The organism is Kamptonema formosum PCC 6407 (genome assembly GCF_000332155.1).
GTDB lineage: Bacteria > Cyanobacteriota > Cyanobacteriia > Cyanobacteriales > Microcoleaceae > Kamptonema > Kamptonema formosum.
Genome location: NZ_KB235898.1, coordinates 31,781 through 55,313, shown reverse-complemented (window position 1 = coordinate 55,313; position 23,533 = coordinate 31,781). Strand labels below are relative to the sequence as shown.

Below are 23,533 nucleotides of genomic sequence, written 5' to 3'. Positions count from 1 at the left end.
AAACGTAAGTATGTTATTGTTCGCTGTGCGAATGTAATTTTACCACCTCTAATTTAGAAAGAAAGAAAGAAATTTTTTCCTTGAATATCAGAATCTCGTTTTAAATAAGTACAGTAAACTTTTTCTACAAAATCTTCATTGTTGAGTTTGTGAGTTGCTTGTAAAAAAGATTGCTCGTTCATAACAAATATATAAAGTTACCATCTTACTCACAAGGAGACGTTATTTCTATACTTAAAGTTTCCACATAAAAGCGCACTGAGCTATTAGTAAACAGACCAGAAATTGCGATTAGTGATTTCCGAAAAAGAGCCAGACCTGTATTTAACCAGCAAAATTAATGCTAATTCTATGCTAGATAAGAAAAATTTATATAAGCAAAATTTAGGGGGATCATTACAAAGTTGTCTAATCAAAAATGAAAAAGCAAGGCAAAACTTAATATAAAATTAATAACAATATTTTGATGTGCCTGCTTTGGCGATCGCAACTCAGGCTCATTCTCAGATTTTTAACTTTTTGTAACCCTTGACAGGTAATCCCAATGGCCCAAGTCTTTCTCCAGACCGTTTGGTTGATACCCTGCTATCCCCTCATAGGTGCTGTCTTATCTGCCCTGTGGTTTCCCGGTATTACTCGCCTGACAGGGCCTCGACCTGCTGGCTACCTAAATGCACTCCTGACCTTCATCGCTTTTGCCCACGGAGTGCTAGCTTTGTCTGCGACTTGGAATCAGCCGTCGCAGGAAATCTTCATACCTTGGCTCAACGTAGCCGGTCTAGACCTTACTATCCCCCTAGAAATCTCTTCAGTCACCGTCGGCGCGACAGTTTTGGTGACAGGTTTAAACCTGATTGCCCAGATTTTCGCTTTCGGGTACATGGAGATGGACTGGGGTTGGGCGCGGTTTTATTCCATGCTGGGACTGTTTGAAGCGGGGATGTGCAGCCTGACGTTGTGCAACTCGCTATTTTTCAGCTACATCATTCTGGAAATTCTCACCTTGGGAACCTATCTATTGATTGGTTTGTGGTTCAACCAGTCTTTAGTAGTTACCGGTGCCCGCGATGCTTTCTTAACAAAGCGGGTGGGAGATTTAATTCTGCTGATGGGAGTAGTCGCCCTTTTACCTTTGGCAGGTACTTGGAATTTCACTGAATTGGCGACATGGGCGCAAACTGCAACTATAGATCCCACAGTTGCCACGCTGTTGAGCTTAGCTTTAATCGCTGGGCCGATGGGCAAATGCGCTCAGTTTCCCTTGCACTTGTGGTTAGACGAGGCGATGGAAGGCCCCATGCCTGCGACGATTTTGCGTAACACTGTCGTGGTATCAACGGGGGCTTGGGTGTTGATTAAGTTACAACCAGTAATTGCATTGTCCCCTGTGGGTGTGGCAGCGATGATTTTTGTGGGGGGAGTGACTGCTGTGGGCGCTTCCTTAATTGCGATCGCCCAAATTGACAGCAAACGCGCTCTATCTTACTCCGTCAGCGCTTACATGGGTTTGGTGTTTATCGCAGTAGGGACGCAGCAAAGCGAGACAGCGCTAACACTGCTATTTACCTACGCTTTCGCGATGAGTCTGTTGGTGATGAGCACTGGCAACATTATTTGGAATAACATCACTCAGGATCTTACCCAAATGGGCGGTCTGTGGTCGCGGCGGCCGATATCGGGAATAGCCTTTGTGGTGGGTGCTGCGGCATTGGTAGCAGTACCTCCGTTTGGCTGCTTTTGGTCAATGCTGAAAATGTGCGATCGCCTGTGGAATGACGGAAATTGGCTGTTTTTAGTTGTTTTAGCCGTCAATGCCTTAACAGCTTTTAGTTTAACGCGGGAGTTCAGCCTGATTTTTGGTGGCAAACCAAAGACAGCAATGACAGCGCGATCGCCTGAATTGCACTGGCCGTTTATTTTGCCAATGGTGATTTTGATGGGTTTCACCCTTCACGTCCCGCTGATGTTAATTCAGTGGCAACTATTACCAATTGCAGCGAACATTAATCTCGTCGTTGCTGGCTTATTGATAGCCTCAACTGCGATCGGTATCGGTAGCGGAGCATTCGTTTATCTAAATGACAACTTTGCTAAACCAGTGCGTTTGGGTTCCCAACAATTACAAGACTTTTTTGCCTACGACCTTTACACCGCTCAACTTTACCGCGTGAGCATCGTTTTTGTAGTAGATATCGTATCAAAAGCAATCTTCTGGATTGACCGCTTCCTCGTTGATGGATTGGTAAATTTTGTCGGTCTGGCGACTGTTTTCAGCGGACAAAGTTTAAAGTACAACGTTTCCGGTCAAACTCAGTTTTATGCTCTGACAATTATAGTCGGAGTTGCTGGCTTGATGGTGTTATTAACTTGGCCATTACTATCTCGCCTTCCCCTGATAGTTGGCGGCTAATAAATCTCACTTTCACACTTTCCTCTGGGCGTAATTTCAATACCATCTATAACTGTAACGCCGCCCTCTGAGCGGTAACTTGACCGCCCAGAGGCTGGCGTTACAAAGTTATAATCTGCCAACTTGCAATTTTAGACTTCACGGTAAAACTATGCTGAGTACCTTGCTCTGGTTGCCCGTTTTGGGTGCTATTGTCGTCGGATTTTTGCCCGGAAACCAAACAGCTAATCGTCTCCGTTATATAGCATTAGCTTTCGCCTTTGCTATCTTTATGTGGACGGCATGGCTGTTAACTCAATTTGACTTAACAGCTTCAGGATTGCAGCTTCAGGAATATTTACCTTGGATTCCCCAATTAGGTTTAAACTATAATTTGGGAGTTGACGGCTTATCAATGCCGCTGGTAGTTTTAAGCAGTTTTCTCACAGCAATTGTGATTTACGGTAGCGGCGACGCAGTAGAAAGACCCCGGCTTTACTACCCTTTAATGTTGCTAGTGAATGCCGGAATTGCGGGAGCTTTTGTCGCTCAGAATTTACTACTGTTCATCCTGTTTTATGAGCTAGAACTCATTCCTTTTTACCTCTTAATTGCCATCTGGGGTAGTCAGAAACGGGAATATGCAGCGATTAAGTTTTTGCTTTATACCGCTGTTTCTGGAATCTTAGTCCTGGCCGCTTTCTTAGGTACAGCTTGGTTGAGTCATTCTTCTAGTTTTGACTACAGCGATATCCACACTCAAACATTATCTTTGAGTACGCAACTGATACTACTAATAGTGCTGTTAGTAGGATTCGCGATCAAAATTCCCTTAGTTCCTTTGCACACTTGGCTACCTGATGCTTATGTAGAATCTTCCACACCAGTTGTAATTATGCTGGGGGGTATTCTTGCCAAGTTAGGAGCTTACGGTTTAGTCCGTTTCGGCTTACAAATGTTACCTGAAGCTTGGGCAATTCTTGCCCCTAGCTTAGCAATTATTGGCACTTTCAGCGTACTTTATGGGGCGTTGAGTGCGATCGCGCAAAAAGACATTAAGCGCATGGTTGCTTACAGTTCCATCGGTCACATGGGTTACATTTTAGTTGCTGCTGCTGCTGGTACACCTTTGGCGATGGTTGGCGCTGTTGCTCAAATGGTTAGTCACGGTTTAATTTTGGCTTTACTATTTTATTTAGTAGGGGCAATTGAAACTAAAGTCGGGACTCGCGATTTGGATATTCTCAACGGTTTGATGAACCCAGTTCGAGGTTTACCGTTAATTAGTTCCCTGCTAGTTTTAGGCGGAATGGCAAGCGCTGGAATTCCTGGTTTAGTTGGTTTTATTGCCGAATTCCTGGTATTTCAAGGTTGTTTTTCTGTCTTTCCCATACCAACTCTCCTTTGCATATTTGCCTCTGGGTTAACAGCAGTTTATTTCCTAATTCTGCTGAACAGGACTTGTTTCGGCAAGCTCGATAATAAATTGGCTTACTATCCCAAAGTCAAGTTTGCTGAAACCCTACCAGCCTTGGTTTTAGCCGTCACAATTTTTGTTTTGGGAGTGCAACCAAGTTGGTTAGTTCGCTGGACTGAAGCAACTACAAATGCGATAGTTGCTACGCTTCCAGCTACTAACAATCCGCAAGTAGCTATGCAATATAAAAATCAATGATCGACCCTGAACCACAAACCAATGATGCTCAAATATATTCCCCTTGCCTTAGTTATCTTTCGTGCTGCAATCGCCCCATTTTTACTCTGGGATGCTATTGACGGCAAAACAAGTATTTGGTTCATCATTGGGTATGTGGCAGGATTTCTTTCTGACATTTTTGATGGCGTTATTGCGCGACGAATTGGTGCTAGCGATGCCCAATTGCGTCAAGCCGATAGCTGGGCAGATGTCTGCTTTTATCTCTGTGTATTCGCTAGTGCTTGGTTGACTCATAGACAAATACTAATTGCGTTTCAGTGGCCGCTACTAGCGGTGGTTTTTACACAGTTATTATGGTGGGCAGTTAACTTGCTGAAATATGGCAAACCCGCCAGCTATCATACCTACTCAGCGAAGATTTGGGGAATAACTCTTTTCGTTGCTACTATAGCGATATTTGGCTTTGACTATGCAGGAATTCCCCTGTGGTTAACGATTATTTCTGCTCTCATTCATACAGTAGAAGAAATTGCTATGACGCTACTGTTACCTGAGTGGAAACACGATGTCTTGAGTATTTTTCACGCCTTGCGGTTACGGCGCGAGTTGATTTCTCCTCAACCAAATCCTGAAAATTAATCTAGAAGCCAATAGCTATATAGATTAATCATGAGTAATTGTCAACTTCACATTTAAAGGAACCCAAAATGGTAGAAACTTCTGTTAAACTTACAACAAAATTGCCTCCTTCTAACCATGAATTTGCCGAAGTCATTCACAGATTAGAAGCGGGCGGGTCAATGCTGCCAGATACTCCTGAAAATCTGATGCAAATTATCGGCATTTACAAAGCTTATGCTGTGCCGATGGATTTCTACTGGCGGGATTTACTTTACATCGCTGAGCGTGTATTTTTAGACCCCTTTCCTTTCTTTAAATACTTGATACCGCAGGAGTATTTAGATTTGCACAATCACTATGCTGGTGATGATGCAGAGTTGCGGGTTTGGCGCGGCTCCGCTACAGCACATCCAGAACTTTTGGCATTTATGGAGAAGGGTGCAACCTTCAAAATGCCAAAGTTATTACACCATTTGTGGCACGATCGCATTAACATGGAGTTTGCGGAAGAATGTATGCGCTCGATGCTTTGGCATCAAGGCATGGGTGGAGGATTTAACGATTACCTGGAAAGTGAAGAATACAAGGCAAATGCTGATAAAGCAATTCGGGCTTATTTCAAATACAATCCGCCGATGATGGTGCTCTATAAACTGTTCCCAGATATGTTTTTGGAACAGTGCCGTCAAATGTCTTACTTCTCGAATTTAGGCTTGTTTTGGGAAGTGATGGCTCCCGTTTTCTTTGAGATGTCTGACATCTATGATGAAGGAGGTTTTAAAGGTGTTCCAGATGCGATGAATTTTCTAGTAAATGGGATTTTTGCGGTAGCTAGCCGTCCCATTTACCATCATGTTTATATTCGCGGGGAATGCTACGAAATTATTCCGAAATCAAAGGGTTTTACCTGGCTGCATGAAGCTGCACTTCCTTATGTGGAAGCGGTTTTTTATCGCACATCACCTTTCCGGGGTACAAAATCTTATAATGCTCAGGCAAAACAGGTTCCTGATGAGCAGAAAGATTTCCATTATGGAATTCTTTATGCTGATGTTTTTCCGGTGGGTACTGCGGGGATTCCACCGACATTGTTAATGCAGGATATGCTGCATTTTCTACCGCCTTATTTGGTGGATTACTATCGTCAACATTGCCGGGGTGAGGATGATATGTTAATTCAATTGGGAATTACTTTCCAGCGCTCGATGTACAATGTGACTTCGGCTGTAATTCAAGCTTTGCGGACGGTTACTTCATATCCTTTGGACGATCCAAATCCGGCAAATTTAATGGCTAATCGCCGTTTCTTTGAGGCTCAAATGGATCGATTCAAGCGTCCAGAAGCTCGTTTGCGAGATGTTCAGCGACAGGATTACAGGTAGAAAAATCCCCCTGAACACCATTAATGCAGGGCTGTTTCATTCTACAAAAAAATTGAGAAGGAAACAGCCTTGCCCTTGGGGGAATTGCCAATTTAAACTACAAAGCTCTAGAGGAAAAAGCTTACTCCATACAAATACTAATGATGAGGCTTAGAAATAATTAAATACTTGTGTTGTAATCGTGTTATAATCTCACGGGTAACTCTGTTATCACTTCTGTAGTTTCAGCGACCGTTCCTGCGATGACCTCTTCACCTACTATAGCTCCCGACCGGTCTAGTCAAGTTACCCGCAAGCCTTATCCGAATTATAAGGTGATCGTACTCAATGACGATTTTAATACGTTTCAGCACGTTTCTGAATGTCTAGTTAAGTATATTCCAGGGATGACGAGCGATCGCGCCTGGAAACTGACTAATCAAGTCCACTATGAAGGTCAAGCTACTGTTTGGGTTGGCCCTCAAGAGCAGGCAGAACTATATCATATGCAACTCAGTCGCGCTGGGTTGACGATGGCACCGCTAGAGCAAGCTTAATACCATCGGCTGAAGTTGCCAAAAAAGTTGGCTGTATAAGCGTTCTTCCTTCTTCCTTCTTCCCTCTTCCTTCTTCCTTCTACTTATGAGTTATGCCACCCTATTGTTAATTAGGGATTGCAGTCCCATCGTTACCTTCCTCTTGTTGCCTTTTCATCTCTCTTTCAATTGCCAAAGACTGTTGTTGATACTCAAAACCTCGATCGTAGTTACCAATCTGAAAGTAAGTATTGCTTAGATTTCTGAGGGCATCCATTTCACCTTTGGGGTCTTTGATCTCCCGATATATGGTTAAGGCCTGTTGCCAAGACTTTAATGCAGCCTGAAATTGACTGCTAAGTGACTGCTGCATACCTTGCTGGAACAATCTATCTGCTTCTGCTTTTCGTTCCGTAGGAATTTGAGCTAAGGCGGCATAATTGGTAATTAGATATTTAGTATTTGGGCTATATTGAAAATCACCTATTCCTAACACTGTTACCACTGCTATTAGTCCTGTTATTCCTAGCTTTAGCAATTTCATGGCGTTCGATTTCCCTCTTATTTTTGTTCAATAAACTGAATGAATTTGACTTGAGGTTGAGACAAATAGCTGTATTGAGTAGACTTAAGTTCAATAGTTTAGAGTTGCCCCAAAGCTCAATCACAAGGTCTATCATACTTCGCCTTCAATGTAATGTCCCTTTTGTGCAACAATGAAAGACGGTAATAAAAGTTTAGAGTTTATTGTGAGTCCTACTGCCGAAGCCATTAATACCCAGAATGCGGGTGCGCCGCCTGCTGTTAGCGTTGCCCGCCGCGCTGTTTTTCCCTTCACGGCCATTGTTGGCCAGGAGGAGATGAAACTGGCGCTGCTGTTGAATGTGATTGACCCCAAGATCGGGGGTGTGATGATTATGGGCGATCGCGGTACGGGCAAATCTACTACTATCCGCGCCCTAGCTGACTTGTTGCCAGAAATTGATGTGGTGGCGGATGACCCCTTCAATAGCCATCCTAGCGATCCCGAATTAATGAGCGACGCATTGCGAGAAAGGGTTGCTCAGCAGGTAGAAATTGCGATCGCGAAGAAAAAAGTCCCAATGGTAGATTTGCCTTTGGGCGCTACGGAAGACCGAGTTTGCGGCACTATTGATATTGAAAAAGCTTTATCTGAAGGTGTTAAAGCTTTTGAACCGGGGCTTTTAGCTAAAGCAAATCGCGGCATTCTTTACGTTGATGAAGTCAATTTGCTCGACGATCACTTAGTAGATGTTTTGCTCGACTCGGCAGCAAGTGGCTGGAATACTGTAGAAAGAGAAGGCATTTCTATCCGCCATCCAGCGCGTTTTGTCCTAGTTGGTTCCGGCAACCCAGAAGAAGGAGAATTACGCCCGCAATTGCTGGATAGATTTGGGATGCACGCCGAAATTAGGACTGTAAAAGAGCCTACTTTAAGAGTACAAATTGTGGAGCAACGGTCAGATTTTGACCAAAACCCTAAAGAATTTTTAGAAAAATATGAACCAGGGCAAAATGAGCTACAAAAACAGCTTGTAGATGCTCAGGAAAGGTTAAAATCAGTACAACTTGATTACGATTTGCGCGTAAAAATTTCCCAAGTTTGTGCTGAATTAGATGTGGACGGACTGCGGGGAGATATTGTTACTAATCGGGCGGCAAAAGCTTTGGCAGCTTGTGAAGGTCGGACGGAAGTTACTGTTGATGACATTCGCCGAGTTGTCACTCTTTGTTTGCGGCATCGGTTGCGGAAAGATCCCTTAGAAAGCATCGACTCTGGCTACAAAGTTCAAAAAGTATTCGGTCAAGTTTTTGGTTTGGAAATGGCTAATAGCTAATTGCTAATAGCTAATTGCTAATGGCTAATTGCTAATTGTTGATGGCTAATATCATGTCCGGCAAATTACTTACGATCTGTCCATTGTTCGCTGTGCGAAGCAATCTCAAAACCTTGTGATTGCTTCGCACAGCGAACAATGACAAGTATTTAACGGGAAATGATATAATAACTAATTGCTGATGGCTAATGGTATTAGGCAACGGATTCTAGAAGCGATTTAACGGATATAACCAATTACCAATTACCAATTACCAATTACCAATTACCAATTAGCTATTAGCCACTATTACAATGAAAAAGCGAATTCTAGGATTAGATCCGGGGCTGGCAATTCTAGGATTTGGGGTAATTGATTGTGAAATTATTGCTGGGAAAAAAGATGAAGATTATCGCGTTTCAATGATTGATTTTGGCGTGATTAAAACTCCCGCAGGTCAAGAAATGGGGCAGCGTCTCCGCACTATTTACGATGATTTAAACGCTATAATTGACCAGTTCAAACCGGATTTAGCCGTAGCGGAAAAGTTGTTTTTCTATAAAATGGGGAGTGCCATTGTTGTCGCTCAAGCAAGAGGAGTTTTGATGTTAGTATTAGCTCAGCAAAATGTCCCTTTAGTTGAGTTTACTCCAGCTCAAATTAAACTAGCTTTAACAGGTCGTGGCAATGCTGATAAGTATGATGTACAAGACGCTGTGGCGAGGGAGTTAGAATTAGATGATATTCCTAAACCAGACGATGCTGCTGATGCTTTGGCTGTAGCATTAACCGCTTGGTTTGATGATGATATTTGTCCCAAAACATTATCAGACGATTGAAATTGGGGGTATCAGGAATAAAGTCTGCCTGGGCGGACTAATGCAATAAAACTATCAATTGTAGGGTGAGCGCTGCTATAATCTATATGTTAAGGGAGAGAAATATACTTTCAGCAGCGCTCACTTGAATAATTTTGGTATAAGGTAGAATTTAGTTAACGAACCCCAAAGGCTCAAAAGACCCAAAGAAAAGAGTAAGAGCACGATTAAGTTACCCGTTTGAATGCAACTCGGTACCCCAAATGAAACAAAAGCATCCCAAATTCGCTTTAGTATTGGCAGGTAATGCCGTTCTTTCAACGCTTTTATTGTCTGTGGGTGTTGCTTTTGCTCAACCCACCTCCCCAAATGCTGCTGAAACAACTCAGACAAAACCCATTTCTACTGGGGAACGACGGGAACTCGAACAATTGCGAGAACAAAAGCGGATTCTTGAGCGAACTCAAGCTGAAAATCTCCGCAATTTTAGTCGCACAACACTTTTATTTAATGTTGTGCTTGGGGCTTTTGTGCTGCTTTTAGCTGCTGCAATTGCAGTTTTGTTCCTGTTGCGCCGAGCTGTGATGTTTGAAATCGCAAGTATGGCGAGAAGTCAGCTTAATGAATTAAAAGGTTTGGACAAGCGGATTGCTGAAGCTAATCAAACTGTTCAAGGTATTCTCCTAAAAGCTGAGGAGATAGAAACAGATTTAGAGCGCGAGGAATCAAATTTTCACGAAGAGTTAGCTGTTAAAAAAGAGAAAACATCGAAGTTGTTTTCTCAAGTGCAAGCCGATGTTGGAGAAGAGACGAAATATGGACTCGACAAGCTAAAAAAATCTGAGGTAGAGTTTGGGGCACGGCTTGCTGAAATCCAAGAAAATATTCAAAACCAACAGGATTTAATTCTCCAAAATTTAGAAAAATTATCCTCACAGTTTGCTCCTCAGCTTTTGGATATGCAGTCTGAGGTTCAAGGTCAGAAAAATACAGTCCTGCAAACTATGAAACAGACGGAAGCTGAGTTTGCATCTCAATATTCGGAAATTCAAATTAATGCAGAAAAGCAACAGAATTTAATTCTGCAAAATCTGAAGCAGGCGGAATCTGGCTTGTCGGCTAAATTAGCTGAAATTTCAGTTAATGCCGAAAAACAACAGGATTTAATTCTACAAAATCTCAAACAAGCGCAGTCAGAGCTATCAATTAAATTGGCTCAAATTCCAGTTAATGTGGAAAGGCAACAGGATTTTATTCTGGAAAACTTGAAAAAGCAAGAGTCTGATTTAACCCAGTGTCTAGAAAAACTTAAAGTTGATTCTGAACAAAAAGTGCGGCTGTTCCATGCAGAAGCAATTAAACATCAGGAACGATTAGGGAGAGAAATAACTGCTCAACTTTCAGAATTGCAGTTGGAAATTAAAAAGCAAATGCTGTTGGTGAGCAAGAATTTGAAAGATGTAGAGACAGAGTTTACTACTTTTGTCTCGGATTCCCAAGCTGGTATTAAACAAAATCAGGCTCAAACTTTTCAGGATTTGGAAAATCTCCAGAGTTCTGCAAAGGCTCAATTGTCTACATTAATGTCTGAGATTCAAGGAGGAAAAAATTTAGCTCTACAGAACTTAGAACAACTAGAAACTGAAATTACTGCTGTACTCACGGAGTTGGAAACTCAGGTACAAGCTCGTAAGGATTTAACGATTCAGAATTTAGAGCAATCCCAGGGTGATTTGGTTGCTCAACTTTCAGAAATACTATCGGAAACTCAAACTCATAAAGCTCAAATTTGGCAGGAAATTGCTGATAGTTCGCCGACGACGATCGCAGAGGCGGTAATCCCGGAAGTGACGGTAAAAATTCAAGGTTTAAACGAACAAATTGAAAGGCTGAAATCAAATCACCCTGAATTGTTCTTGAATGTGGAAGACTATATCAATGAGGGAAATAGTTTGTTGTCTCAAGGGCGTTACAATGAGGTAATATCCAATTGCGATCGCGCTTTGGAAATCAAGCAAAATTGCCCTGAGATTTGGTATCAGCGCGGTCTGGCTCAGTGGGAATTGCAGCAGTTTGAAGAGGCAAAGGCTGCTTTCGATCGAGCTATTGAACTGAAAACAGATGATGCCAATATTTGGTATCATCGAGGTATTACCTTAAAAGAATTGCGGCGTTATGAAGCAGCGATCGCAGATTTTAACCAGGTGTTGGAAATTCAGCCGCAGGATAGCAAAGCATGGCTGCACCGAGGATTAGCCTTGGCAAAATTGAAACGTGCGGAAGACGCGATCGCATCCTTTGACAAAGCCATCGAAATCAATCCCGATTACCGCGAAGCGTGGGTAAACCGAGGGGTGGCACTAGGAACGTTACAACAGGAGGAGGAAGCTTTCAAATCCTTCGATCGCGCGGTTCATGTAGAGCCTGATGATGCCGTCGCCTGGTTAAATCGAGGTTTAGCTTTGGGGGTTTTAGAACGATATGAAGAGGCGATCGCTTCTTTCGACAAATCCATAGAATTGAATTATGAGTCTTATAAAGCTTGGAATTCCAGAGGCGAGATATTGGTCAAGCTAGAACGCGATAACGAAGCGATTGAAAGCTTTGACCGCGCGATTAAAATTAAATCAGACTTTGCCAACGCTTATTACAACAAGGCGATTTGTTATGCCTTGCAACAGGAAGTAGACTTGGCAGTTGAAAATCTAGAACACGCGATCGCGCGCAATCCCCAATATCGGATCGAAGCAACAACGGAACCAGATTTTGAGTTCATTGCAGAAGATGACAGATTTTGGGACTTAATTGAAGCAGAATAAAGTCAACACTTTCTGACTCAGGGATCTGCATAAACTTGATTTTAGCCATTTTCTTGCTTACCCTCGCGATCGCCATCTGGCAACCAAGAGGATTAGGCATTGGTTTTAGTGCTTTAGGGGGAGCGATCGCCACCTTAACAACTGGCGCGATCGCGTTACAAAATCTCCCCGCCGCCAGAGTAATTCTCGGCAACAACACCCTGACTTTGGCGGCTTTGCTCGCTTTAAACTGGATTCTCGAACAAACCGGGGCCCTACGCTGGTTAGCACTCCGTGCGGCTGGCTGGAATTTGAACAGAGGTAGGCTACTATTTTTAATGCTGGGACTGGCGACTGTAGTTGCCAGTATCTTACTGACTAACTGCGGCGCAACGCTGACTCTCACCCCCTTTGTCTTTGAAATCCTCGCTTTGCTTGGTTTTCGCCGGAAACCAACCTTTGCTTTTGCGATCGCCACAGGTTTTATTGCTGACGTTGCTAGTTTGGCTTTCACCTCCAGCAATTTAGTGAATACCATCGCTGCGAGTTATGCCGACATTTCCGCGACACGCTACGCTTCAGTCATGATACCTGTCAGTGGAGTCGCGATCGCCGCCAGTTTCGCCGTTTTCTTGTTCTATTTTTGGTCTGATATCCCCCCCACCTACCCATCCTTCGACTTAGTTAGAACAGCTTTTAAACCAGCTATTGAGCCTCATTTCTCCCCAAAAAAACAGGAGATTAAAGAACCAGAAGCTTTGCCATCGGCACAAGAGAAAATAAATAGTAACCAACCTGAAAAAGAGACAATAAAAGTTGACGCTACAGTTTATTTCGATCCTATAAGCGGTTTCTCCTATACGAATTCATCCCTACCACTGCGGTCTTTTGCCCCGCTCGTCCGCTCCTTATCTCCCTTCACTAAATTCCTCAACTCTACCTCCGTACAAATTATTTTATTTAGCTGGGGGATGTATATAATCGCGCTCGGCTTGGGTAATTCTGGCTTAATAACTACAATCGGATTAATCTCAGCACAGTTCGCCCAATGGGGATTATTTCTATCTATAATTAGCACGGGATTTTTAGCGACAATATTTGCCGCCGTTACTAATAATTTACCTGCTGTCTTAATTCACACATTAGCCATTCAATCTACCTATATTATCCCTCCCGATATCCAAGAAGGTATGGTTTACGCCTCTGTCATTGGGTGCGCTCTGGGTGCTAAAATTACTCCGATTGGCAGTTTATCGACCCTACTTTGGCTCAATATCTTGAAGTGCCGAGGCTGCGACATAAAATGGAGTCAATATTTTCGTCTCAATGTAATTTTGACTTTACCTGTTTTGTTTCTTACTCTCTTAGCTTTGGCGATTTGGTTTCCGTTGTTATTATCTTGATTGGTAATTGGTAATAAGTTTGTTGTTTTATCATTTTTATGAGTAATTATCCGTCGTCATTGCGAGCGAAGCGAAGCAATCGCAGAGACTAGGCGATTGTTTCGCTTGGCTTGCAATGACAATAAAGGGGGTAACTAGGTGAACATAAATAAACGCTATAAATTGTAAGGTGGGCTACGTTTAATTATTGGGTATTACTACAGAAACAAACCCCGCCTACGCGGACTAAGAAATAAGTTTGATTTTACTGTGTTCATTACAAAAGTCCATAATCAATAAAAAATCTTTGAGAATTATTTCAATGTTTTCTTCTGTCAGAATCGGGACATGGATAAATATACATTGACTTTGCAATCTCTTCTTTTTTATATGTTTTAAGACTGAATAATATAGAGCTTCGCAAACAAATTTACCTGCATCATCGCTAATTTCAGTTAAAGTTAAATTTGCAACTAGGCTTGACAGTGGGATAGTTGTTTGTAGGATTTCGCCCTCAGAAATAGCAGTAGATTCTACAGTTAAAATTTTACGCGATTCCGCCATGCCACAGCAAATAATTAAATCGGGCTGTAATTCGTCAATTTTAGCGATCGCTTGTTTCGGCCCGAACTTTGGATCGACGGGCAGTTTTCTTAAAAAAGTTAGCGCGTAAGGCAAAGATTCTATTTCCGCAACCTTTGCCAGTAAATCGTCCGAAGCATTAGACGGCTGATGGGGTAGCCAAGTGTCAAAAGAGGTGAGCAGAATGTTTATCGTCATAGAAAGGGCGATCGCAGAGTCGGTTTTGTGTAAAGATAGTGAAAGCTTCTAATATAAGGCCAAATCAATGTCTGTGATTGCAGTAGTAGACTACGATATGGGCAATTTGCACTCAGTCTGCAAAGGCTTGGAGAAAGTGGGTGCAACGCCTCATGTCACTGATTCGCCGAAGGAAATCGATCGAGCAGATGCAGTGGTTTTGCCCGGTGTGGGTTCGTTTGACCCCGCCGTACAGCATTTGCGATCGCGCGGCTTAGTCGAACCAATTAAAGCCGCGATCGCATCTGGTAAACCATTCTTAGGCATCTGTCTGGGTTTGCAAATATTGTTTGAAAGTTCCGAAGAAGGCACAGAACCAGGGTTAGGAATTGTCGCCGGTACTGTACGCAGGTTTCATTCGGAACCAGGGCTGACAATTCCTCACATGGGATGGAACCAACTACAATTTAATCAGCCAGATATCCCTTTGTGGCAAAGTTTATCAGCAAATAATTGGGTTTATTTCGTCCATTCTTACTATGTCGATCCTGTCGATTCGAGGGTGTGCGCTGCAAGTACAACTCACGGTACTCAAACTGTGACAGCCGCGATCGCCCAAGGTAATTTGATGGCCGTACAATTTCATCCAGAAAAGTCTTCTGCTACAGGCTTACAAATTCTATCAAACTTTGTTAGCCAAGTCAGGGTGACAGTTAACAGTTAACAGTTAACAGTTAACTTTAATTGATAAAATGACTCTCAGAATTCACGGCAACCGTCAACTTAAAACTCTACCCGGACTTCTCACCCGCCCGACTTTGGGGCGAGTACGAGAGGCCGTTTTCAATATTTGGCAAGGCACTATTGACGGATGCCGATGGCTAGATTTGTGTGCCGGTAGCGGGTCAATGGGTGCTGAAGCACTGTGTCGGGGGGCCAAAGAAGCGATCGCGATCGAAAAGTCCGCCAAAGCTTGCACCATCATTCGCCAAAATTGGCAGCAAGTAGCCAACTCTTCCCAGCAATTCCAGATCCTTCGGGGAGATGCGATCGCAGAACTGCATAAGCTAGCCGGACAGCAGTTTGACCGAATTTACTTCGATCCGCCCTACGCCAGCGACTTGTACCAACCAGTGTTAGAAGCGATCGCTACCCAACAAATGTTAGCCGAGTACGGCGAAATAGCAGTAGAACACAGCCCCGAACTAGAGACAATAGAACCATTACCGCCCTTGGAAATTTGCAGGCAGAAAGTCTATGGCAATACAGCCTTGACTTTCTACCGTCCCGCATAAATAGGCGATCGCTTCTCTATTTATTAATGCCTAACTGATCGCCACGCTTGTATTGCTGATAGGCAGCGAAAAATAGCCCCAGCAAGGTGACGGCAATCAAACCCAAGACAATACCTGAAAGCAGCGGTTCTACCACGTTATATCTCCTTATTTCTTACTTTTCGCAATTTATAGCAATCTTAATCTTAATTGAAATGTGAACTTACTTGACAGAGTAAAAAAATCACAACCGCCAAGGCGGTTAGGGACTAGGGACTAGGGGCTAGGGGCTAGGGGAAGAAGAGGAAGAAGGGAATAGAATTAATAGTTTGAGGAAACTAAAATGTCCTAACTACCTTGGCGGTTGCTATATTAGCACTTGGTATATTTTTAATTTTTAATTTTTAATTTTTAATTTTTAATTACTAATTCCTTGCCCTTCCTGCCGGGAACCATTAAGCTATGTTATGTGAATTAAACTTTCTTGTAGATTCTTATTTAATTAGAAACCTTTGGATAACCAGCTCGCTAGCAATGAAATTCAACACCTGGTCAAGCGGATCGCTTTGATTGCTCTAGTGGTTTCGCTGGTAAGTCTTATAGCGATTTTAGGCATAAGACATTTTCAGGCCGCAGATCCCTACATCAAAACCGTTTTGTCCATGAATGGCAATCCCATTCAAGGTCAAGCCATTTTTCAAATGAATTGTGCCGGTTGTCACGCATGGCATCTCAACAGTCAGATAGGCCCAAACTTACACGGTGTCTCCCAGCGTAAGTCTGAGAGCCGTCTGATCGAGCAAGTAATCAGCGGACAAACCCCTCCCATGCCTCAGTTTCAGCCAAGTCCCCAAGAAATGGCAGACCTACTGAGCTATCTGGAGCAAATTTAATTACGAAGGAAGAAGGAAGAAGGAAGAAGGAAGAAGTAAGAAGGATTTACTGAACAACCAACAACCAACAACCAACAACTAACAACTAACAATTACCAAGGACTACCTATCATCGTAAAACCACTCCAATAATAAGGATGGGATAAAGTTGTACTGAGTTGATTTTTCCCCCCAGCGGGCAGCATTACTCCACTTGCTACACCACCACCTCGCAGTTGGCCAGACTCTATCTTGATTTCTCCTCGAAGCATCGCAATTTGTGATTGTCGCAAAGCTTCAGATTTAATGGCAGCATTCCGTAATTGGCTGTAAAATCCTGCCATCAACCCCAGCGTTCCCTCATCGGAAACATACCATAAACTAGCTAAGGCAGACTTCACCCCAGCTTGTACGGCAAGACCTGCAAATCCTAATTCTGCGCCATTATCTCCCACTGCCGTGCGGCAAGCGCTCAACACCAGTAACTCTACTGGCGGGTTACTCCAGCCTAACTGCCTAAGCTGATTCAGTTGCAGTTGAGCATCCCATAACTGAATGTAAGAGTTGCCGGCAGCCCCCGGCTTAAATTCGCCATGCGTAGCTAAGTGGATAATTTGATAAGGTGTCGCAGAGCGTAGAGATTTGAGGTTTTTAAGAGTGAAAGCTTCATTGAGGAAAAATTGCCCTGGCCACTTAGCCGCGATCGTTTGCAATTCTAAAGGTACAGCGGGTAAAGGTGATTTGTCCGAAAATACTGATGCACCCATTGCCAAAACTGAGGCACCAGAAAGGCGTTGGTAGCTAGTATTAGTTAAGCTCAAGCTCGGTATTAGCGCTAGGCTATATTTTTCTACCAGAAATTGTTTCCCGTCATGGAGCGCGGCAATTGGTAGCGTCCGCAGTCCTGCATCCAGACTAAACAGAAGGGTTTCTATTTTTTCCCCTTGTAATTCCGCCTCTAAAGGCTTTAGTAACCACTGATAAAGCTTTTGTGCGGGTGAGAGATAGCTTGTGGAACGGCGTTTGACAGGATTGGTGATTTCGTCGCGGAACTGGTTTGCAGTCTGTATTAGCACCTCGCGATTCGCCTCGCGGACGGTTCGGTGCAGGATGTGACCACTGGCGGTCATTAATACAAGTTCTAGCTGATCTGGTCGCGCGATCGCATAAACAATTGCAGAGCGATTGCCAGTTTGTTTCTCGATTTTCGAGAGCATTTCTCTGATATTTTGAGCAGAATTTACAGCCGTTCCTAATGAAAGACTTTCTCCCAAGTAATCCTTATATTCCTGTTGAGTCAGCACCTCGATTTGAGGTACGGCAACCTCGACTCTCCCAGCATCAAGAGTTTGGCTGAGGTTAGCTCTAGCTACTTCTACGGCTGGCGAGAATCCAGCTAGACTGGCATTAGGCGCGCCACCAGGTGGCGGTGGATTGTTGCCATCTGGTTTAGGGCCGTTAGGTGAGGGATTTTGTGGCGAGGGGCTATTGCCGGGATTAGATTCGACACGCAATATTGAGCTGTTACCGGGATTGCCAGAGATGCTGTTGCCACTCTGAGGTTGCGGCATTAATCCAGAGTTGGGATTGGCTGGTTTTCCAGGATCGCCGCGATCTATTCCGGGAGCAACATTTAATATTTGTTGATTGTAAAGTCCACCACTATTCAGAACCGGACTGTCAGGCCTAATCGTATTTATGCCTGCAAGATTTGGGGAGGGAGGTGGATTTATTGGGGAATTAGCTAATTGTTGTCGCGGGGGTAAAGGTTGTTGATTATTACCTCCGGGTTGCTGTGGATTACCATTACCTCCAGGTTGCTGATTATTACCTACAGGTTGCTGTGGATTACCATTACCTCCGGGTTGCTGATTATTACCATTACCTCCAGGTTGCTGTTGATTCGTTCCTCCAGGTTGCTGTTGATTTGTTCCTCCAGGTTGCTGTTGATTCGTTCCTCCAGGTTGCTGTTGATTTGTTCCTCCAGGTTGCTGTTGATTTGTTCCTCCAGGTTGCTGTTGATTTGTTCCTCCAGGTTGCTGTTGATTTGTTCCTCCAGGTTGTTGTTGATTTGTTCCTCCAGGTTGTTGTTGATTTGTTCCTCCAGGTTGCTGTTGATTTGTTCCTCCGGGTTGCTGTTGATTTGTTCCTCCGGGTTGCTGTTGATTTGTTCCTCCAGGTTGTTGTTGATTTGTTCCTCCAGGTTGTTGTTGATTCGTTCCTCCAGGTTGTTGTTGATTCGTTCCTCCAGGTTGTTGTTGATTTGTTCCTCCAGGTTGCTGTTGATTTGTTCCTCCGGGTTGCTGTTGATTTGTTCCTCCAGGTTGTTGATTAACAACTCCTCCGGGTTGCTGTTGATTATTGGCAATGGGTTGCTGCTGATTATTGGTAACGGGTTGCTGCTGATTATTGGTAACGGGTTGCTGCTGATTATTGGTAACAGGTTGCTGCTGATTATTGGTAACGGGTTGCTGTTGATTATTGGCAATAGGTTGCTGCTGATTATTGGTAACGGGTTGCTGTTGATTGTTGGTAACGGGTTGCGGGCTCTGGGTTGGCTGTGGACTCTGGGTGGGTTGCGGGCTCTGGGTGGGTTGCGGGCTCTGGGTTGGCTGTGGACTTTGGGTGGGTTGCGGGCTCTGGGTGGGTTGTGGACTTTGGGTGGGTTGCGGGTTCTCTGTTGGCTGTGGACTTTGGGTGGGTTGCGGGTTCTCTGTTGGCTGTGGACTTTGGGTGGGTTGCGGGCTCTGGGTTGGTGCTGGTGTTGGACTCTGAGTGGGTTGCGGACTCTCTGTTGGGGTTGGTGTTGGACTTTGGGTGGGTTCCGGGCTCTGGGTTGGTGCTGGGGTAGGCGTAGATGTGGGGGTTGGCTGTGGTGTTGGGGCTGCTGCCGAAGCTGTGGTAATGATATTAATATTGCCCTGAGTGTAGGTTTCAGGGGGAACTGGCACTGTCAATGTTGGTGCGATCGCATTATTTGCTCCACTAGCGATCGCTCCCTTTGTTCCATTTGTGGTAGCATCTCCGACAATGAAGGGAGTTACTGTGCTACCCCCATGTCGAATTGTAATTGCTCCACCACCGCTACCCCCGGCTGTGGAAATACTAGAAATTATACCATTAATATCAGTAAAAGTATCTGTAATTCGCACAAGATTAGTGGCAGTGATATCAACAATACCGCCGCTACCAGAGGCCGATCCTTGGGCGTTAATAGTAACAATTTCTATGCTGCCTTTAGCATTAACAGTTACGTTGCCGCCAGAGGTGCCACTGCTATTAATGTTACCTGTACTAATATTGTTATTGCTGTTTAAGGTTAAGGGGCCGCCATTGCCAGTTGTTGAGCTAGTATTTAATGTAGCAGCACTAGCATTAATGTTGCCAGTAGTGCTGGTGATTGTAATAGCTCTACCTGATGTTGTAATATTACCGCTGGTAATATCTTGGTTGGCTATTAGGGTGATTGTCGCATTTCCCGATCCTGTAATTGTTCCGTTTCCGCTAATAGAACCAGTACCCGCAGGAGTACGAATAGTTACGGGGTTGCTGAAACTAACATTCCCCGCTAAACTAATATTACCGCTGCTATCGCCGCGCCCGATTGTAATTGAGCTAAAGCCATTTTGTAATAAGGCTAATTGTGCTGCTGTCAAGTCTAAACCGCTGCTAGCTGCTGTCCCGCCAATGGCGATTTCTAAGGTGGGTGTAAATGGTTGTAAAATTAAATTGCCAGTTCCCGAAACAGTGTTTGCGAAGTTAATTTTATTAGCTGTGAGGGCGACATCACCAGTAATTGTTGCAGCTTCACCCAGGCTAATTCCAGATGCACCCGTTGCCGTTATATTGCCGTTGATTTGAGTTGTTCCGGCTGCATCTGTTGTTAAGTTTGAGACGTTCGCAGTATTACTAAAAGCTGTATTTCCACCACTATTAACTGTCAAATCTCCTAACGGTGTGCTACTACCAATCGCACCGCCAAAAGTAATATTGCCTGCGCCTGCATTCACTGTCAAGCTATTAGTATTAGCTGTTGCACCATTGAGGGTACTGTTAAAGGCAATAGTACCGTTGCTAGTTGTTCCCAATGTACTTAGCGCGATCGCGGGTGCTGGTAAGATGACATTGCTAGCAAAAGTGAGATTTCCACCGCTACCAGCGACAGCAGAAGTGCTGATATTGCCATTAAGATTGATATTGCTACTACCTGCATTAAGCGTAACTGTACCACCATTAGCTGCGGTGGCGAAAGAGGTGCTAGTATTAATTTCGCCTGTACTAATACCGTTAGTTGCAGTTAGAGAAATCGCGCCGCCGCTACCAGTGGTACTAGATGTATCTAAAGTACCCGTAGTAGTGATATTGCCGCTAGCACTGGAGATCGTAATTCCTCTACCAGAATTAGTAATGCTACCAATGGCAATATTTTGATTAGCATTGAGAGTAATGGTAGCATTGTTACTGCCAGTAATATTGCCAGCAGTATTAATAATTGAACCACCTGTTCCGGGTGCTTGGATAGTAGTAGGATTTTGAAAGGTTGCGTCTCCAACAATCGCGATCGCGCCGCTGCTATCATTTCTACCAATAGTAATTTGAGAAAAACCCTGTTGAATTGTTGCTAGTTCTATCGTTCCGAGATTTAACGAACTGTCGCTGATATCTCCCCCAATTGTAATCCCTAAACTTGGCGTTAATGGTTGTAATTGTAGCGTGCCATTGCCAGCAAGTGTGGTATTACCAAGTAGGTTGATTTCATCTGTTGTTAGGGTAATAGCGCCGCTACCTCCTATGAGGTTAATGGCACTGCTATTGACTAGAATCCCTTCAGTACCATTACCGCCGATACCTGTTAGAGTTAAGTTTCCAGTCCCGACAGTTGCTAATGTGCTTCGATCTAACTCAATACCTATATTGCTAATTCCGCTTCCGCTAGCGGAACCATTACCAGTTAAAGTAAGATTGCCGCCAGAGGATTGTACTGTGCTATTGGCGATGAAAATTCCGCTGTTATCGTCGCCACTTCCACTGCCAGTACCAGTTAGCTGGATATTACCATTAACTGAACTAATTGTCGTATTTGCGCCGTTAATTTCGATCCCATTATTGCTAACAGTTCCATTGCCACCAATACCTTGTAATGTAATTGTTCCCGTGCTGGTAGTTTGCACGATCGCATTGTTTTCAATTACAATCCCAGAAGCGCCAGATACACCGGCAACTCCGGTTCCAACTATAGAGATGTTACCGCTACCAGCATTGAGAGTGCTGTTGTTAATATTAATGCCATCAGGGTTTGCTGCTGTGCCAACTGCGGGGGAAGTTGAGGGAGTATTGCCACCACCCAAGATGATGCTACCGCCGCTGCTGCTAATAGTAGCATTGGCGATCGCGATCGCGCCTACATTGCTACTATCTCGATCGGCATTGAGAGTAATGCTGCCGCCTTGGGTGGTAATATTGGCATTAACGGCAATGGTATTATTAGCTTGGAGTGCGATCGCGCCATTGCCGGCATTAACAATCGGCTGATTGGTAGTAATATCGTTATTAGCAATTAGCGTTAAAGCAGTGCTATTACTCCAAGAAATCGGACTGCTAACGGTAATATTACCGAGAGCACTCAAACCCGATGCCGTATTCACGACTACATTGCCTAAACCTAGTTGATTTTGCAGCGTTGTTGTGCTCAGGTTAGAAGTGGGAGTCGTAGAATCAGAAAAAGTGCCGTTGGCGAAAGCCATTGTGGGTGTATCTGGTGTGTTGCTGATGGTAATATCAGTGGGATCTAACAGCAGAGTTCCTACTTGACCGGATAGCGATCGCAAATCCGCCAATCCTTGATAATCTAAAAATTGCTTACCTGAAACTTCCACAAAACCGCCATTGTCTACCCCGCGAGCGGTAATATTTCCATAAAAGCGAGTAATGTCATCGGCCCAAACGATCGCGCGGCCGCCACTACCGCTATTAATAGCATCAACATTAATGGTAGAATCTTGGCTGACAAATGTGCGATCGGCACGGGGCAATATTCCTAAACCGCGATAGTCTCCCCCAATTAATACCGTACCACCCCCAAAACTCCCACTAGCGTTGACTTTTGTGCCGATTAACCCGACTTGGTTGCCAAAAATGTTAATTTGCCCCCCCATATTGCCAGAGGCATTGAGAGCGCCGCCAGCGATGGCATCTCCCGGTGCTGTTGGCACTGCGATACCAGTACCGCTAAGTTGGACGCTACCATCAGCAAGTACCGTTAATCCCGTAGCATTACCTAATTTAGAACCCGTTAATAATTGGGGAATATTCGCAGGTTGTACCCCATTTTCTATTCCTGACGGGTCAACTGCAATTTCCAAATTCAGCAAGTGCCCTGGTTGGCTAATTCGGACTAAGCTTTGACCGGGGACTGCGGCAATGGTAATATTTCCTCCAGAAGTCGCGATCGTACCTGTATTGATGACAGTACCGCCAATTAAACTAATATTTTCTCCCGCAGATACCGCTAAATTCCCCGCATTAACAATTGATCCCGGTGGGGATGAGAAAGTAAAAGCCGTAGGATTTCCGACTAAACTTGTCCAGTTATTACTACCCACAGCATTTAACCAATTCGAGCCGAAGCCAATACCTGTAGCAGTAGTAGCAGTAAAGGAAGCAGGCACGTTTAATTGAGCCGAAGAGCCGAAAATAATCCCCGCAGGATTGATTAAAAATAGATTAGAATTGCCCCCAGTAACTTGAATTAGACCGTTAATAATTGAAGCATCGCCGCCGACTACTCGCCCTAAAATATTTCTAATAGCAGGATTAGAGATAAAATTAGCAATCTGACCTTCACTCAGTCCAAATTGTTGAAAACTGTGAAATAGATTGGCTCCATCTCCAGAACTTTTGCCACCTGTAATGTCGAAGCGATTTTGCTGTTGAGTAACAGCAGTACCCGTACCATCGGGAGCCGGGATAATCGTTGGGGCCTGGGCAAAACTGGATGCTGCCAAGCACAAAGTAGCTGGGATAGGTATAAATGCAAGCAGCCGATTGATTCTTTTCATAGCGGTAGGCCGGGCGAGGATTATTGCTATCTAGCCTTGAGATGCTTCCACCTCTATTATGATCTATAATTATCGCAATTGCGCTATTCCATTATTACATTAATGTAATCTGAGACTTAAACCTCCAACTCAAGAAGCAAAATCCCTCTCCCAAGTTTTGTTAACGGTTA

General features: G+C 44.0%; 17 protein-coding genes. 12 read left to right on the top strand and 5 right to left on the bottom strand.

Annotation, left to right across the window (positions count from 1 at the left end):
• Positions 1–53: 53 nt before the first annotated feature.
• Entirely contained in the window at positions 54–182 is a 129-nt protein-coding gene (locus tag OSCIL6407_RS36815; protein ID WP_007353817.1) for a DUF4214 domain-containing protein, read from the bottom strand.
• Between the two features lie 362 nt (positions 183–544).
• On the opposite strand from OSCIL6407_RS36815, the gene OSCIL6407_RS0100220 reads away from it, so the two are divergent.
• The 5 genes from OSCIL6407_RS0100220 (at position 545) to clpS (ending at position 6,585) form a co-directional block, all read left to right on the top strand.
• Positions 545–2,410 (top strand): NAD(P)H-quinone oxidoreductase subunit F, encoded by a 1,866-nt coding sequence (locus OSCIL6407_RS0100220; RefSeq protein WP_007353819.1) that lies wholly within the window; start codon positions 545–547, stop codon positions 2,408–2,410.
• A 151-nt stretch (positions 2,411–2,561) separates the two neighbouring features.
• Complete coding sequence (locus OSCIL6407_RS0100215; protein ID WP_007353820.1) at positions 2,562–4,064, top strand: NADH-quinone oxidoreductase subunit M; 1,503 nt, start codon at positions 2,562–2,564, stop codon at positions 4,062–4,064.
• Positions 4,065–4,085: 21 nt separating this feature from the next.
• Positions 4,086–4,685 (top strand): CDP-alcohol phosphatidyltransferase family protein, encoded by a 600-nt coding sequence (locus tag OSCIL6407_RS0100210; RefSeq protein WP_007353821.1) that lies wholly within the window; start codon positions 4,086–4,088, stop codon positions 4,683–4,685.
• A gap of 68 nt (positions 4,686–4,753) precedes the next feature.
• On the top strand, positions 4,754–6,049 hold the full coding sequence (locus OSCIL6407_RS0100205) for a CO2 hydration protein (RefSeq protein ID WP_007353822.1): 1,296 nt from the start codon (positions 4,754–4,756) through the stop codon (positions 6,047–6,049).
• Positions 6,050–6,291: 242 nt separating this feature from the next.
• Entirely contained in the window at positions 6,292–6,585 is a 294-nt protein-coding gene (gene clpS / locus OSCIL6407_RS0100200; protein ID WP_007353823.1) for an ATP-dependent Clp protease adapter ClpS, read from the top strand.
• 106 nt (positions 6,586–6,691) lie between these two features.
• Here the strand turns inward: clpS and OSCIL6407_RS0100195 are convergent, their stop codons facing one another.
• Complete coding sequence (locus tag OSCIL6407_RS0100195; RefSeq protein WP_234709915.1) at positions 6,692–7,069, bottom strand: tetratricopeptide repeat protein; 378 nt, start codon at positions 7,067–7,069, stop codon at positions 6,692–6,694.
• A gap of 211 nt (positions 7,070–7,280) precedes the next feature.
• Here OSCIL6407_RS0100195 and bchI point away from each other — a divergent pair, with 211 nt between their 5' ends.
• From bchI to OSCIL6407_RS0100175, 4 genes are all read left to right on the top strand, one after another.
• Complete coding sequence (bchI, locus tag OSCIL6407_RS0100190) at positions 7,281–8,423, top strand: magnesium chelatase ATPase subunit I (protein ID WP_007353825.1); 1,143 nt, start codon at positions 7,281–7,283, stop codon at positions 8,421–8,423.
• Between the two features lie 293 nt (positions 8,424–8,716).
• Positions 8,717–9,241, top strand: coding sequence for a crossover junction endodeoxyribonuclease RuvC (gene ruvC / locus OSCIL6407_RS0100185; RefSeq protein WP_007353826.1), 525 nt, complete (start codon positions 8,717–8,719; stop codon positions 9,239–9,241).
• 242 nt (positions 9,242–9,483) lie between these two features.
• Positions 9,484–12,039 (top strand): tetratricopeptide repeat protein, encoded by a 2,556-nt coding sequence (locus OSCIL6407_RS0100180; protein ID WP_007353827.1) that lies wholly within the window; start codon positions 9,484–9,486, stop codon positions 12,037–12,039.
• A gap of 35 nt (positions 12,040–12,074) precedes the next feature.
• A complete protein-coding gene (locus OSCIL6407_RS0100175) occupies positions 12,075–13,421 on the top strand; it encodes an ArsB/NhaD family transporter (protein WP_007353828.1) in 1,347 nt (448 codons plus the stop codon).
• Between the two features lie 225 nt (positions 13,422–13,646).
• Here the strand turns inward: OSCIL6407_RS0100175 and OSCIL6407_RS0100170 are convergent, their stop codons facing one another.
• Positions 13,647–14,180, bottom strand: a complete 534-nt coding sequence (locus OSCIL6407_RS0100170) for a pyroglutamyl-peptidase I family protein (RefSeq protein ID WP_007353829.1) — start codon at positions 14,178–14,180, stop codon at positions 13,647–13,649.
• Positions 14,181–14,247: 67 nt separating this feature from the next.
• Between OSCIL6407_RS0100170 and hisH the strand changes: the two genes are divergently transcribed.
• Together hisH and rsmD are read left to right on the top strand one after the other, a co-directional pair.
• Positions 14,248–14,883: an imidazole glycerol phosphate synthase subunit HisH gene (gene hisH, locus OSCIL6407_RS0100165; protein ID WP_007353830.1), complete on the top strand. Its 636-nt coding sequence runs from the start codon at positions 14,248–14,250 to the stop codon at positions 14,881–14,883.
• 28 nt (positions 14,884–14,911) lie between these two features.
• The gene (rsmD, locus tag OSCIL6407_RS0100160) at positions 14,912–15,454 is read left to right on the top strand and encodes a 16S rRNA (guanine(966)-N(2))-methyltransferase RsmD (protein WP_007353831.1); all 543 of its coding nucleotides are present in this window, start codon (positions 14,912–14,914) and stop codon (positions 15,452–15,454) included.
• 16 nt (positions 15,455–15,470) lie between these two features.
• On the opposite strand, the gene petG is transcribed toward rsmD, so the two are convergent.
• Entirely contained in the window at positions 15,471–15,590 is a 120-nt protein-coding gene (petG, locus tag OSCIL6407_RS0100155; protein ID WP_019486789.1) for a cytochrome b6-f complex subunit V, read from the bottom strand.
• A 355-nt stretch (positions 15,591–15,945) separates the two neighbouring features.
• On the opposite strand from petG, the gene OSCIL6407_RS0100150 reads away from it, so the two are divergent.
• Entirely contained in the window at positions 15,946–16,326 is a 381-nt protein-coding gene (locus OSCIL6407_RS0100150; RefSeq protein ID WP_007353832.1) for a c-type cytochrome, read from the top strand.
• A gap of 92 nt (positions 16,327–16,418) precedes the next feature.
• On the opposite strand, the gene OSCIL6407_RS36810 is transcribed toward OSCIL6407_RS0100150, so the two are convergent.
• Complete coding sequence (locus OSCIL6407_RS36810; RefSeq protein WP_019486788.1) at positions 16,419–23,363, bottom strand: CHAT domain-containing protein; 6,945 nt, start codon at positions 23,361–23,363, stop codon at positions 16,419–16,421.
• Positions 23,364–23,533 lie beyond the last annotated feature (170 nt).